Genomic DNA, 13,406 nt, shown 5'->3' on the forward strand with positions numbered 1-13,406 from the left:
GACGGGGATGGGGATGGCGACGGGGACGGCCGAGACGGATCCCGGCCTGTCCGCCTTCCCGCCTTCCCGCCTTCCCTCCTGTCCGTCTGTCCGCCTGTCGGCCACCCGTGTGGTGGTTCTCGGCCGTCGATTACGCTCGAGCCATGGCCGACGCACCGTACAAGCTGATCCTCCTCCGCCACGGCGAGAGCGAGTGGAACGAGAAGAACCTGTTCACCGGCTGGGTGGACGTCAACCTCACTCCGAAGGGCGAGAAGGAGGCGACGCGCGGCGGTGAGCTGCTGAAGGACGCCGGCCTGCTCCCGGACGTGCTGCACACCTCCCTCCAGCGACGCGCCATCCGCACCGCGCAGCTGGCCCTGGAGTCCGCCGACCGCCACTGGATCCCGGTCCACCGCAGCTGGCGCCTGAACGAGCGCCACTACGGCGCCCTCCAGGGCAAGGACAAGGCCCAGACCCTCGCCGAGTTCGGCGAGGAGCAGTTCATGCTGTGGCGCCGCTCGTACGACACCCCGCCGCCCCCGCTCGCGGACGACTCGGAGTTCTCCCAGGCGACGGACGCGCGCTACGCGACCATCCCGCCGGAGCTGCGCCCCCGCACGGAGTGCCTGAAGGACGTCGTCACCCGCATGCTGCCGTACTGGTACGACGGCATCGTCCCCGACCTCCTGGCCGGCCGCACGGTCCTCGTCGCCGCCCACGGCAACTCCCTCCGCGCCCTGGTCAAGCACCTCGACGACATCTCGGACGCCGACATCGCGGGCCTCAACATCCCGACCGGCATCCCCCTGTCCTACGAACTCGACGCAGACTTCAAGCCCCTCAACCCCGGCGGCACCTACCTCGACCCGGACGCGGCCGCAGCCGCGATCGAGGCAGTCAAGAACCAGGGCAAGAAGAAGTAGAGTCGGTGATCATGCCCTCGACCTGTGCGAATGGTGCGGGGCGGGGGCATTTTCACGGTGTGGGCCCTCTGCGGACCTCAGCGCTTCGGGCAGTACGGCTCCGGACGCTCTCTCGTCTCCGCTTGGGCTCCCGCATCGTGGAGGACTGAGACGGCTGCCGCCGCGTCCTCCTCCGGCACGCAGGTGAGAACGACGGCGGGAACGCGCGTCGCCAGAATCTTGCTGCGCCAGAGGCTCAGCCCCGTCAGCCGACGCACGACCTGGACGACGTCCATCACGCGGACGCCGGGGTCGGTGAGCACCACGTCGTGGGGCACGTCGTCGCACACCAGCAAGAAGTACTCGTCCGCCATGGCTCTCCCGCCCCTCTCTGGTTCGGAGCGTACGAGCCCTCAGCCGTCACGTCGCACCGTTTTGGTGGCGCCGAAGACAGCGGCCACGGCTTTACGGGTCCGCTCGTGGCTGGAGGGCATGAGATGTGCGTATACGCGGAGCGTCAGCCCCGGATCCGAGTGAGCTCTCTCAGCGCTGCCGCTCCAGAGTGAGCACGGCCGCGGAGATTAACGACATCGATTCGGACTGCACCTGAAACAGCGGAAGATCCGCCAGGACTTCCGTCGTGTGACGCCGCGCTCGACTGGTGCCCGTGCCGTGGAAAGCGTCCGGTCGACGGTTCGTTGGGTCGGGGTGAGGTCACGGCCCGGCGGGCGTCTGAGAAGTGTCGTCACCCACGGGGCGGCACCCATGTGGGCGCGGTCGGCGAGGATGGGGACGCCCCGGCGTTCACAGATCCGGATGATCCGGAAGTTGCTTCGGGGCGAAGAAGTCTCGAGCTAGAGATCTTTAAGGGTTCGGGTTACGTGAGGTCGTGACGGTTGTCGTGGGCTGCGCTATGCCGGAGGGATGAGGTATCCGATGGCGGAGGGCTGACCGCTGAGGAGCGGGTTCGGCGTGAGCGGGTCCGGTTGGCGGCCGCGGATCTGTTCGAGGCCGGGGCCAGTGACCGGGAGGTGGCCCGGCGGTTCAGGGTGACTCGGATGTCGGCGAATCGCTGGCGGCGTGCGTTGGCTGCGGGTGGTCGGCAGGCTCTGATCTCCAAGGGGCCCGGCGGTGCCCGCTGCAAGCTCGAGGCGAATCAACTGCATGTGCTGGAAGCGGTGTTGGATGCCGGCCCGGCCGCTGCCGGCTGGAGCGACCAGTGCTGGACTCTGGCGAGGATCGCGGAGGTCGTGCGACGTCGGTTCGGGGTGGGGTACACCCTGGCCGGGATGGATCTGCTGCTGCACCGCATCGGCTGGAGCGTGCAGGTCCCCTCCCGTAAGGCGACCGAGCGGGACGAGGAGAAGATCGCCGCCTGGAAGGACGAGCAGTGGCCCGTCATAAAAAGACGGCGGCGGACCTGGGCGCTGGCTCTGCTTCGAGGACGAAGCCGGCCAGGGGCTGAGGCCGCCCAAAGGCCGCACCTGGGGTCGCCGTGGCCATACGCCCGTCGTTCGGGTCACCGCCGCGGGCACCAAGCGTGTCTCCACGGCTGCGCTGATCTGCACCAAGTCCGGCCACCGGTCCCGGCTGATCTACCGCATCCACCTCGACCGCGGCCCCGCCAAAGGTCGGCGCAAGGGCTTCAACGAGGCTGACTACGCCCGCCTGCTGGACGCCGCACACCAGCAGCTCGGCGGCCCGATCGTCCTGGTCTGGGACAATCTGAACACGCACGTCAGCCGCACCGTGCGGGAGCTGATAGCCGCCCGATTATGGCTGACCGTCTACCAACTACCGCCCTACGCTCCTGAGTTCAACCCGGTCGAAGGTGTGCGGTCACACCTGAAGAGATCGCTGGCCAACCTCACCAAACACAGCCTTGACCAGCTCACCGCGCTGGTGAAGACCCGGCTCAAACGCATGCAGTACCGGCCCGGCCTCATCGAGGGCCTCATCGCCAAGACCGGCCTCGACTTCCAACCGCCGTAACCTCAGCCGTTGAGGATCTCTAGAGGGCCGTCGCGCTCGATGAGTGAGCCGTCAGGGCCGAGAGAAAAGAAGCCCATGGATTCCATGGCCCTTTGCAACGCCGCCTCCCGATCCGCAGGATCGGGCCGTGCGGGTCCCGTGCAGCACGAGCCGTCGGGCCGATGCTCGCTGCCATGACTTGGTGGAGCCTGGCGGGCTACGCCGCGCCGTTGATCTCGGGTGCGATGAAGCGGCGGTGAAGAGGACCGAAGGTGGTGTGGGGGGTGCCTGAGAGGCCCGCCTTGTCGGTGACGGGGGCCAGGCGCTCCGCGAAGAACGACTCGAACGCCTCCTGAGAGGGCGTTTATGCAGATCTGATCCTATACGCGGCTCTCATCCCTGCCCTGCTCTGAGGGCTTTCATCCCGTAGGTGGCGAATGACCCTCTCCGGGGCGGAGGGTCGGCCGTCCGCCTCGTTCACTTCCGCACCCAGAAGTCCGTCTGGTTTGAAGATGCCACGGAATCGCCTGATGAACGGCGGAACCGAGCCCTCCGGCTCACTCGTGACCACGCTACGCCGCGAGCGAGCGCAAGCCGTACCCCAGCGACCTGTCCGACGCCCGATGGGTTCTGATCGAGCCGACGCTGACGGCCTGGAGAAAAGCCCGGCTCGACCGCAGACCAACCGGGCAGCCGGCCAAGGTCGATATACGCGACGTCTTCAACGCGATCCTCTACGTGAACCGCACGGGAATCCCCTGGAAATACCTCCCGCACGACTTCCCGAACCACGGCACCGTCTATGCCTACTGCGCCGCGTGGCGCGACGAAGGAATCTTCGCCCAACTCAATTACGACCTGACGGGACTGGCCCGGGTGAAGGAGGGGCGCAAGCCCGAGCCGACCGCCTCCGTGATAGACACCCAGAGCGTGAAAACCTCCAGCAGTGTTCCCCTGACCAGCCAGGGAACGGATGCGGCCAAGAAGATCGTCGGGAGGAAGCGCGGCATCCTCACCGACACGATCGGGCTGATCCTGGCCGTGACCGTCACCGCCGCCGACCTGTCGGAGAACTCCCTGGGAATACGCCTCCTCGACCAGGCGAAGGAGAGGTACCCGACCATCTCCAAGAGTTGGGTCGACACCGGCTTCAAGAACGCCGTCGTCGAGCACGGGGCCCGCCTTGGAATCGATGTCGAAGTCGTCAACAGAAACCCGGATAAGCGCGGATTTCACGTCGTGAAAAGGCGCTGGGTGGTCGAGCGGAGTATCGGTTGGATCATGATGCACCGCCGTCTCGCCCGCGACTACGAGACCCTCACTGCCGGCTCCGAAGCCATGATCCACGTAGCCTCGATTGACAACCTTGCCAGGCGCATAACGGACGAGACCACCCCCACCTGGCGAGGAACTTACTAGGGCATCAAGGGCAATCTTCCTACTTCAAACGCCCTCTGAGACTCCCACACGTCCGTGACGTGGAGCCCCTGGTCGCCGAACCAGGCCACGGACCCCCGGTACCCCTTCCCAGTCGACCGCGTCTCGCACGGTGTACTGCTCCGGAGTCACCTCGGGCAATCTACGGGCATGTGCAGAACCGTTGCTAAAGGCTGAGCGGGAGTGAGTCCTGCTGCCAGGTCTCGTGCTCGGCCGAACGCCCCGGACGGTGTTGGGCGTTCTGGTTGCCCGCGTTCGCTCCGCGTCCGGGCGGCACGGATCGTGTCCGTGGTCCGGGAATGTGGGGGCGGGGTCCCTCACGCCCAGGAATACCTGGTCCGGCCTGGACGGTCCGATGCCCCGCACGATCACTCCGGTCGTGTGGGGGCGGTGCCGTCCGTCGCCGGATCGGGTGTTGCTGGGCGCGCCTTCCGATCGCCACGGCAGCAGCATCGTGGCGAGTCGTCTTACGGGTTGTCGTGGTGAGGGGCTTCTGCCAGTGCTGGGCCCCCCAGCGGCTGGTGTAGGCCGGGTCGACGGCGATGACCGCGATCCCCGTGGCGTCGCACATCGAGGCCAGCCGGGCGCGGAGTTGCCCGGTGGGCATGCCGGAGATCAGCTGGCGGAAGCGTTTACGGCCGCCGTGCTTCTCCCGGGTCTTCTCGGCGGCGAAGTCCAGGTCCTCCACCGCGATCGCCTGCACACCGCAGGCCTTCGCCCAGTGCAGGAGGCGGGTGAGGGCGTGGCGGACCTGCGCGTCACGGTGTTCGGCGGTGCCGGTCAGGTCGTAGGAGAAGCGGCGCGGGCTTCCGGTGGGGTTGCCGTGCAGGTCGAGCCGCCAGGCGGCGAGGTGGTCGGCGTTCATGTCGACGCCGATCACGCCGTGCGCGAGCGCCGCCTCGATCGGAACGGTCGGAGTGGGCGGGATCTGCCAGGAGGCCGTCAGGTACCAGCGGCCCCGGCCCGTATCGAGGTGGATGCGGTAGGCGATGGCCCGGTTGGCTTCGACGCGGTCCGCCCAGTCACTGCCCCGGTGCGCGAACGCGACCTTGCACGCCAGGACGTACCGTCCGTGCGGGGCGTTCGCCAGATGCGCGAGCGGCGCGGGCAGCTTGATGCTCACCTCACCCTGGGGGCTGACGCGTATGGTCTCGTTGCCATAGCGCTTGCCGGACTCCCCGTCGGCCTGGCAGAACCAGCGCTCCGCCTCCCACCGCCCACGCCACGCGGACCCCGTGAGCCGGGCATCATCGAGGTGGTGGCGAGCCCGGGCCAGTCGCCTGCCGCCGCGCACGACGTGCACGATCCCGGCCTCCCAATCGGCCCGCACCGTGGCCAGCCGGCCCTGAAGCACTCGCAGGCGCCTCGACTTCGCATGCCACTCCCGTCTGGACCGATAGCCCCCGGGTGCTCCCTTGGCGCCTTTCTGCCCGATCGGCAGGGACAGCCGGTGCTCGATGGTGCGAACGCCCGCTTCCAGGTTCTGGAGGTGCGCCAACTGGCCCCGGCGGGCCAGCGCCCACTGGTCATGCGACGCCTTGGTGATACTGCCCGCCCAGCGCGACGACGAGAGTGGCGTCAGCTCCCGCTTACGCACCGCCCACGCCTCCCCGGAATGCGACAGACCATCCCGGCAACGCACCTTGAGGTCCCGCGAAGTCAGCGACCCCAGATGCGCCCCCACCAGACGCAGCACCTTCTCATCGCCCGGCACCAGGTATTTGAGGCGGGTCCGGACGGCCACACCGGACGGCCCGGACGCGACGAACGACGCCGCGATACTCCTCAGCTCACCCACCCCGTCACCCCCACCCGAACCGCCCGAAAATCCTATCGCCATGGGGAACGAGCACCATCCGCGAAGGTCTCGCATTCGATGAGGGAACGTCAGTTCCGCAAGCGACCGATGCGCGCGACACGACACACTCAGACCAACGTGCTCACTCACGCTCACCAGATCGCCCTTGAACGCACTCGTGACCGGCGGCACCAACCCCCCCTGATCCCGCCGGTCACGGCAAAGGGATGGTTCCATCCGGCGAGCGCTGGACAGGGCGTGCGGAGGTGGTGAAGCGGCTGACTGCGCCGGCCGAAAGCCCGCGCATGCTCGGACCGGCCCCTCCGCGCCGCACATGATCGGAGCCGGGCCGGTGAACCGCTAGATCGTCAGCGGCACCGGGTGTATCTCGTCCGCCATGTGGCCCGAGCGTTCGTGGACGCGCTGGACCGCGTCCGCGGAGGGGGCCTCGGAGAGGCAGTAGACGGTGCCGGACGCGGGGTCGGCCCAAGCCCGCTCGAAGTGGACGTTCTCGTCCTTCTCGACATCGAGGTCGGCCTGGTGCGCGGCACGCAGCTGGTCCTCCGTGATGCCCTTCATGTTGTGGTGCACGTCCATGAACTTGGTCATATTCCCTACCTCCTCAGCCACCGCCCCCTCCCCATGCTGCGCCCGTACCGCCGTACGGGCGACTCCGCAGGCGGGCGACTCCGCAGGCGCCGTCGCCCTCCCGCGCGGACATGAGTGAAGGGGCCCGCCACGAGTGACAGGCCCCTTCTCCCGCGTACGGGCAGCGCCGGCGCGGCTGATCGACCGGCCGGCGTCAGCCGCACTGACACGGGTTGCCGGACTGGCACCCGCACCCGCATCCCGAGCCGCAGCCGCAGGCGCCGAAGAGAGGCAGGGTCTTGATGTCGGCGGGTTGATGGGTGTCCCGGACCTGTGTCGGGTCCGGCGTGCTGGGGCTGGCGGGGGATTCGGCCATGGTCCCTCCTCGAAGGGATGGAAGGCGAAGCAGCGAAAACGAAGGGTGGTGCCCGTGCCCGTTGACTGCCCCATTCCAAGCCCGTTCAGCCGGGCGCATCAACGGCGCATGGAGGCGTTCCCGCGCCCCGTCCGGCCATCGAGCGCCGGAGCCCCGCAACCAGCGCCCCGCGCGCCCCTCGCCTTCCCAGCCTCCCTGCCCCACATCAGACGACCGGGAGAGACCTACGCCCCCTCCACCCCCGCGACCGGCTGCACCGGCTGGATGTCCGCCTGGAGTTCGTCCGCGTGTTCGCCCGTCACCAGGTACACCACCCGCTTCGCGACGGACACCGCGTGGTCGGCGAAGCGCTCGTAGTAGCGGCCGAGGAGGGTGACGTCGACGGCGGTCTCGATGCCGTGCTTCCAGCGGTCGTCCATGAGGTGCTGGAAGAGCGTGCGGTGGAGCAGGTCCATCGCGTCGTCGTCGCTCTCCAGTTGGAGCGCCAGGTCGACGTCCTTGGTGATGATGACCTCGGCGGCCTTGGCCATCAGGCGCTGCGCGAGCTGGCCCATCTCCAGGATCGTGGCGTGCAGGTCGCGCGGGACCGCGCGCTCGGGGAAGCGCAGCCGGGTCAGCTTGGCCACGTGCTGGGCGAGGTCGCCCGAGCGTTCCAGGTCGGCCGACATACGCAGCGACGTCACGACGATACGGAGATCCGTCGCCACGGGCTGCTGCCGGGCCAGCAGGGCTATCGCGCGGGCCTCCAGGTCGTGCTGGAGGTCGTCGACCTTCTTGTCGGCCTCGATCACGCTCTCGGCCAGCTTCAGGTCGGCGTCGAGCATCGCCGTCGTGGCGCGACCGATCGCCGACCCCACCAGTCGGGCCATCTCGACCAGGCCCTCACCGATCGAGTCAAGTTCCTCGTGGTACGCGTCCCGCATCAGGGTGTCCCTCTCTTACGTACGTCTGCTCGTGGGTAACCAGGAAAGCCGTTCCGGAGGCCGACCCGCCAGGCCGGGCCAGGACGGCCGTACCCCGACCGCCGCGTGGAACGGTGACAGCGGACGGTGACGGCGAACGGTGACCGGGGCCCCGGACGATTCCCACGCTCCCACGTTCCGACCCCAACGCGTCCGTTTCCGCCACCCCAAATGAACCAATACTGGCTCCAAGGTGAACTCTGGGCGACGAGTGTTCGAGGTCGCCCTCCGAGCGCTGTGGGGATGTCCGACCTCGTGCCTAACCTGGATGCATGGACGTGAACGCGGCGGTCGCCGCAGCGGCAGCGATCGCCGGAGTGCTCACCGGCGTCATCGCCATGCTGGCGTTCCGCTTCAGCGAGCGCGAGCAGAAGCGTCCCACCCGAACCTCCCTGCACACCGACCCGGTGCTCCCGCCCGGCGTCGACACCGTGCTGTCCGTGCTCCGCTCCTCCGCCGTCGTCCTCGACGAGGCGGACGCCGTCGTCAAGGCCAGCTCCGCCGCGTACGCCCTCGGGCTCGTGCGGGGCGGCAAGCTCTCCATCGAGCCGATGCTGAAGATGGCCCGCGACACCCGCCGCGACGGCGAGATACGACAGGTCGAGCTGGACCTGCCCCGGCGCGGCACGGGACGCGGCGAGGCGCTCGCGGTCTCCGCGCGCGTCGCGCCGCTGGGCTCCCGGCTCGTGCTGCTCCTGGTCGAGGACCTCACCGAGGCCCGTCGGATCGAGGCCGTGCGGCGGGACTTCGTCGCGAACGTCAGCCATGAGCTGAAGACGCCCGTCGGCGCGCTCTCCCTCCTCTCCGAGGCCGTCATGGGGGCCTCGGACGACCCCGAGGCGGTGGAGCGCTTCGCCGGCCGTATGCAGATCGAGGCCACCCGGCTCACCAACCTCGTGCAGGAGCTGATCGACCTCTCCCGGGTGCAGAACGACGACCCGCTGGAGGACGCCGAGCCGGTACGGGTGGACGAGCTGGTCGCCGAGGCCGTCGACCGCTGCCGACACCAGGCCGGCACCAAGCAGATCACCATGGCCGCCGGAGGCACGGCGGACCTGCGCGTCTGGGGCAACCGCGGTCAGCTGGCCGCCGCCCTGGGCAACCTCGTGGAGAACGCCGTCAACTACTCCCCGGCCCGCACCCGCGTCGGCATAGCCGCACGCCGGGTGACCGCCCCCGGCGGGGACCATATCGAGATCGCCGTGACCGACCAGGGCATCGGCATCTCGGACAAGGACAAGGAGCGCATCTTCGAGCGCTTCTACCGCGTGGACCCGGCCCGCTCCCGCCAGACCGGCGGTACGGGCCTCGGTCTCGCGATCGTCAAGCACGTGGCCGCCTCGCACGGCGGGGAGGTCACGGTGTGGAGCTCGGAGGGACAGGGCTCCACGTTCACGCTCAGGCTGCCGGAGGCGGGCGCGTCCCGTGACCGTGCCGCCCAGCACCCGGACCTCGACGTCGAGGACGGACAGCCTCACACCGACAGATCCCCGTACGAACCGTACGGACCGCTTCCCGCCCCGGAGGTCCTTCCGTGACCCGAGTGCTCGTCGTCGAGGACGAGGAGTCCTTCTCCGACGCCCTGTCCTACATGCTCCGCAAAGAGGGCTTCGAGGTCGCCATCGCGACCACCGGGCCCGACGGCCTCGACGAGTTCGAGCGCAACGGAGCCGACCTCGTCCTGCTCGACCTGATGCTGCCCGGGCTGCCGGGTACCGAGGTCTGCCGTCAGCTGCGCGGCCGTTCCAATGTCCCGGTGATCATGGTGACCGCCAAGGACAGCGAGATCGACAAGGTCGTGGGCCTGGAAATAGGAGCCGACGACTATGTCACCAAGCCCTTCTCCTCCCGCGAACTCGTCGCCCGTATCCGGGCCGTACTGCGCCGCCGCGGCGAGCCCGAGGAGGTCACCCCGGCCGCGCTGGAGGCCGGTCCCGTCCGCATGGACGTCGACCGTCACGTGGTCACTGTCTCGGGCTCCAAGGTCGACCTCCCCCTCAAGGAGTTCGACCTGCTCGAAATGCTGCTGCGGAACGCGGGCCGCGTCCTGACCCGTATGCAGCTCATCGACCGTGTCTGGGGTGCTGACTACGTCGGTGACACCAAGACCCTCGACGTCCACGTCAAGCGTCTCCGCGCCAAGATCGAGCCGGACCCCGGTGCCCCGCGGTACCTGGTCACGGTCCGTGGCCTCGGTTACAAGTTCGAGCCGTAGGCCTACGGCCGCACACACGCCGTACGCCGAAGGGCGGCACCCCTCCCAGGAGGTGCCGCCCTTCGGCGTACGTGTCGGGGTGACCCCCGGCGGTCTCAGGCGGCCTCAGTGCCCCGTGGTCTCCTCGGAGGCCGAGACGGACGGCGAGGCCGTCGAACCGGCGGCAGTGCCCTCCTCCTCGGCGGCCGCCCCGTCGGGGGACGGCGAGCCCGTCCCGTCCGGGGACGCGGAACCGGTGGCCTCCTCGGACGGGGAGGCGCTGGTGGCGGGGGCCTCGGGGATGTCGGTCGGGCCCCACTTCTCGAAGTAGTGCTCGGCGGGGACCACGAAGGCGCGCAGGGCGACCTGGCCGGTCTCGCTGAACTCGAAGGTGACCTTCTGGGCGTTGCCGTCCTTGACCGCGTCGGTGGCGTCCAGGACCGCGGAGGCGTTGCCCTCGCCGCCCAGGATCACGGAGCCGCCGGCCGGGACGACGACCTTGCCGCCCTTGCCCTTGCCCTTCGCCGGCGTGAGCTCGACGGTGCCGGCGCCCTCGACGGTGACGGAGTCGAGGGTCTGGTCGGTCGAGGCGGCGTTGAAGAGCGTCGCGGAGACCACGGCGGGCCCCTTGGTCTCGGTGCCGGGCTGGGTGACCACGATGGCGTTCTGGATCTTGATGTCGCCGACGCTGGTGGCGGCGTTGTCCGGCTTGACCTCCAGCGTCTGGGCGTTGTTGCCGGCTGCGCACGCGGCGAGTGAGGCGATCGAGAACGCGATGGCGGCGGCGGCGAGGGCGCCGCGTCGAAGGCTGCTGCTCACGGCGGCGGCAACTCCTAGAACGTGGGCGGTACGTGGTCTGTAGCGGCCTTAGGTTACCGAGCCGTCCCGTCGCCGCCGCACCCGACCCTCCCCAAGTCCCCGACATGTCACCGGAAGCACCGGAAGCACCGGAAGCAATTGACGGACGCGTCACGCCCGCACCGGTCGGCATTCGCAAAACCACCGTCGAACTCGACGCCGCCGCGTCCTGCATTTCCGCCGAGGAATGTGCGCCGCCAGGAAAAATCGATCAACTGCCAGAACGTCGCCGGAACAGCGCAAGAACACGATCCGGTAACGGCGGAAGAGGGTCGGTGGATCGAACTTCTTGATCAATTCCGGATTCGTCTCGTACCCGACTCCACGCACCGAACGGAGTAGCGGAAGTCGCACATCTGGAGTCGGACAAAGCGGGACGTTAGGATGCTCCCCGCGTCCTCCGGATGCGTGTAACGTACGCGTTTCCCTCCGCCCGGAGAGCCGCTCCCACCTGCGAATACCCTCCTCCGTTCGGGCCCCGCAGCACGTTCCTGTTGCAGTTGTCAAGCCCCGAGATATGCCCTGACCTGCGAAAACGCCATTCAGAACCCGCCGTATCCGTGTTACCCTGGATAGCCACGGAAGGGGTACCTGTCACATGACGTTCAAGGTTGGCGACACCGTGGTCTATCCCCATCACGGGGCCGCGCTGATCGAGGCCATCGAAACTCGCCAGATCAAAGGCGTGGACAAGACCTACTTGGTGCTCAAGGTCGCTCAGGGCGACCTGACGGTGCGTGTGCCAGCGGACAATGCGGAGTTCGTCGGCGTACGTGATGTGGTCGGTCAGGACGGCCTGGACCGGGTCTTCGAGGTACTGCGCGCGCCGTATGCCGAGGAGCCCACGAACTGGTCGCGTCGCTACAAGGCAAACCTGGAGAAGCTCGCCTCCGGCGATGTCATCAAGGTCGCGGAAGTCGTGCGTGACCTGTGGCGTCGTGAGCGCGAGCGCGGACTGTCCGCCGGCGAGAAGCGCATGCTCGCCAAGGCCCGCCAGATCCTGGTGAGCGAGCTCGCCCTCGCGGAGAACACCAACGAGGACAAGGCCGAGGCTCTGCTCGACGAGGTCCTCGCGTCCTGAACTGACTGCGTCACCGAACTGACCTGAGGCAGGCAGCCAGCCCGCTCAGTCGTTCGGCGCAGCAGCAGCACATCGAAATGCCGCGGTGCCCGATGACGTTTGTGATGTCGCCGGGCGCTGCGGCATGTTCGTACCCGGATGCCGTACGCCTGAAGGGGTCCCTGATACTTGGCGATACTTGGCGTGCCCCGGTGCTCATGAGTACGCCGTACTCGTACTTGGCGTGCCGGGCCCGGGCAGCTGGCTCGACCAGATGTCACGGAAGGGTCCGGTCAAGGTGTCGCGCCCGGCACGCTGTGGCCATACCCACGTAGGCCGAGCACACAAACCTGACAGGAACCGATGTCTGACGATTCGCGCCCTTCGCCTTCCGGAACCGGTACGACAGCCAGCGCGGCAGCCCGTGCGGCGACCCGTACGGCGGCAGTGATCCCGGCCGCCGGCCAGGGCGTACGCCTCGGCCCGGGCGCCCCCAAAGCGCTGCGCGCGCTGAACGGCACCCCGATGCTGATCCACGCGGTGCGGGCCATGGCCGCGTCCCGGGCCGTCTCCCTGGTCATCGTGGTGGCGCCGCCCGACGGCGCCCCCGAGGTCAAGACCCTCCTCGACGCGCACGCGCTGCCCGAGCGGACGGACTTCCTCGTCGTCCCCGGGGGTGAGTCGCGCCAGGAGTCGGTGAAACTCGGTCTGGACGCGCTACCGCCCGGCTACGACATCGTCCTCGTCCACGACGCGGCCCGTCCCCTCGTGCCCGTCGACACGGTCGACGCGGTCATCGAGGCCGTACGGGACGGGGCGCCGGCCGTGGTGCCCGCGCTGCCGCTGGCCGACACGGTCAAGGAGGTCGAACCGGCGGACGCGCCCGGGGCGCCGGAGCCGGTCGTCGCCACGCCGGAGCGGGCGCGGCTGCGGGCCGTGCAGACGCCGCAGGGCTTCCACCGGGAGACGCTGGTGCGGGCGCACGAGACGGTCACCGGGGAGGTCACCGACGACGCGAGCATGGTGGAGCGGCTCGGGCTCGGGGTCGTGGTCGTGCCGGGGCACGAGGAGGCGTTCAAGGTGACCAGGCCGCTGGACCTGGTGCTCGCGGAGGCGGTTCTGGCGCGCAGGAGGCTCAACGATGGCTTCTGAGGGTTCTGGGACGGCACCGGTGTCGCTGCCGGGTTCCGTGGTGTTGCCGCAGGTCGGGATCGGTACCGACATCCACGCCTTCGAGGAGGGGCGGGAGCTGTGGTGCGCCGGGCTGAAGTGGGAGGG

The 13,406-nt window shown here is 68.8% G+C and carries 11 protein-coding genes and 5 pseudogenes; 10 read left to right on the forward strand and 6 right to left on the reverse strand.

Translation table 11 applies throughout. From position 1 onward, the window contains the following. The first annotated feature begins 143 nt into the window (after positions 1 to 143). Entirely contained in the window at positions 144 to 905 is a 762-nt protein-coding gene (locus P1P70_RS28710; protein ID WP_319242773.1) for a phosphoglyceromutase, read from the forward strand. 77 nt (positions 906 to 982) lie between these two features. Here the strand turns inward: P1P70_RS28710 and P1P70_RS28715 are convergent, their stop codons facing one another. After that, complete coding sequence (locus tag P1P70_RS28715; protein WP_319242775.1) at positions 983 to 1,258, reverse strand: ribosomal protein L7/L12; 276 nt, start codon at positions 1,256 to 1,258, stop codon at positions 983 to 985. A 169-nt stretch (positions 1,259 to 1,427) separates the two neighbouring features. Continuing rightward, a pseudogene (locus P1P70_RS28720) lies at positions 1,428 to 1,708 on the reverse strand (transposase family protein); the annotation flags it as partial. A 207-nt stretch (positions 1,709 to 1,915) separates the two neighbouring features. On the opposite strand from P1P70_RS28720, the pseudogene P1P70_RS45875 reads away from it, so the two are divergent. The 4 genes and pseudogenes from P1P70_RS45875 to P1P70_RS28740 all read left to right on the forward strand — a co-directional run. Next, positions 1,916 to 2,212: pseudogene (locus P1P70_RS45875) on the forward strand (winged helix-turn-helix domain-containing protein); the annotation flags it as partial. A gap of 133 nt (positions 2,213 to 2,345) precedes the next feature. Continuing rightward, a pseudogene (locus P1P70_RS45880) lies at positions 2,346 to 2,702 on the forward strand (transposase); the annotation flags it as partial. Between the two features lie 15 nt (positions 2,703 to 2,717). After that, positions 2,718 to 2,876 carry a hypothetical protein gene (locus P1P70_RS28735; RefSeq protein WP_319242777.1) on the forward strand — a complete coding sequence of 53 codons (159 nt, stop codon included), beginning with the start codon at positions 2,718 to 2,720 and terminating at the stop codon, positions 2,874 to 2,876. Between the two features lie 588 nt (positions 2,877 to 3,464). Then, the gene (locus tag P1P70_RS28740; protein WP_319242787.1) at positions 3,465 to 4,274 is read left to right on the forward strand and encodes an IS5 family transposase; all 810 of its coding nucleotides are present in this window, start codon (positions 3,465 to 3,467) and stop codon (positions 4,272 to 4,274) included. Positions 4,275 to 4,458: 184 nt separating this feature from the next. On the opposite strand, the pseudogene P1P70_RS28745 reads toward P1P70_RS28740, so the two are convergent. From P1P70_RS28745 to phoU, 3 genes and pseudogenes are all read right to left on the reverse strand, one after another. Further along, positions 4,459 to 6,090, reverse strand: a pseudogene (locus P1P70_RS28745) (IS200/IS605 family accessory protein TnpB-related protein). 360 nt (positions 6,091 to 6,450) lie between these two features. Then, complete coding sequence (locus P1P70_RS28750) at positions 6,451 to 6,699, reverse strand: SCO4226 family nickel-binding protein (protein WP_239755519.1); 249 nt, start codon at positions 6,697 to 6,699, stop codon at positions 6,451 to 6,453. A 579-nt stretch (positions 6,700 to 7,278) separates the two neighbouring features. Further along, the gene (gene phoU, locus P1P70_RS28755) at positions 7,279 to 7,977 is read right to left on the reverse strand and encodes a phosphate signaling complex protein PhoU (protein WP_045555976.1); all 699 of its coding nucleotides are present in this window, start codon (positions 7,975 to 7,977) and stop codon (positions 7,279 to 7,281) included. 311 nt (positions 7,978 to 8,288) lie between these two features. Between phoU and P1P70_RS28760 the strand changes: the two genes are divergently transcribed. Further along, positions 8,289 to 9,554: a sensor histidine kinase gene (locus tag P1P70_RS28760; protein WP_319242779.1), complete on the forward strand. Its 1,266-nt coding sequence runs from the start codon at positions 8,289 to 8,291 to the stop codon at positions 9,552 to 9,554. Then, entirely contained in the window at positions 9,551 to 10,231 is a 681-nt protein-coding gene (locus tag P1P70_RS28765) for a response regulator transcription factor (RefSeq protein WP_009340348.1), read from the forward strand. Before P1P70_RS28760 ends, P1P70_RS28765 begins: the two co-directional genes overlap by 4 nt. 105 nt (positions 10,232 to 10,336) lie before the next feature. Here P1P70_RS28765 and P1P70_RS28770 read toward each other — a convergent pair whose 3' ends face one another. Continuing rightward, complete coding sequence (locus P1P70_RS28770) at positions 10,337 to 11,029, reverse strand: copper chaperone PCu(A)C (protein ID WP_319242781.1); 693 nt, start codon at positions 11,027 to 11,029, stop codon at positions 10,337 to 10,339. 637 nt (positions 11,030 to 11,666) lie between these two features. Here P1P70_RS28770 and P1P70_RS28775 point away from each other — a divergent pair. The 3 genes and pseudogenes from P1P70_RS28775 to P1P70_RS28785 form a co-directional block, all read left to right on the forward strand. Continuing rightward, positions 11,667 to 12,149 carry a CarD family transcriptional regulator gene (locus P1P70_RS28775; protein ID WP_003953493.1) on the forward strand — a complete coding sequence of 161 codons (483 nt, stop codon included), beginning with the start codon at positions 11,667 to 11,669 and terminating at the stop codon, positions 12,147 to 12,149. 342 nt (positions 12,150 to 12,491) lie between these two features. Further along, positions 12,492 to 13,280: a 2-C-methyl-D-erythritol 4-phosphate cytidylyltransferase gene (gene ispD, locus P1P70_RS28780; RefSeq protein ID WP_319242783.1), complete on the forward strand. Its 789-nt coding sequence runs from the start codon at positions 12,492 to 12,494 to the stop codon at positions 13,278 to 13,280. Then, positions 13,270 to 13,406, forward strand: a pseudogene (locus tag P1P70_RS28785) (2-C-methyl-D-erythritol 2,4-cyclodiphosphate synthase); the annotation flags it as partial. The gene ispD and the pseudogene P1P70_RS28785, both read left to right, overlap by 11 nt.

Source organism: Streptomyces sp. MB09-02B (genome assembly GCF_033794485.1).
Lineage (GTDB): Bacteria > Actinomycetota > Actinomycetes > Streptomycetales > Streptomycetaceae > Streptomyces.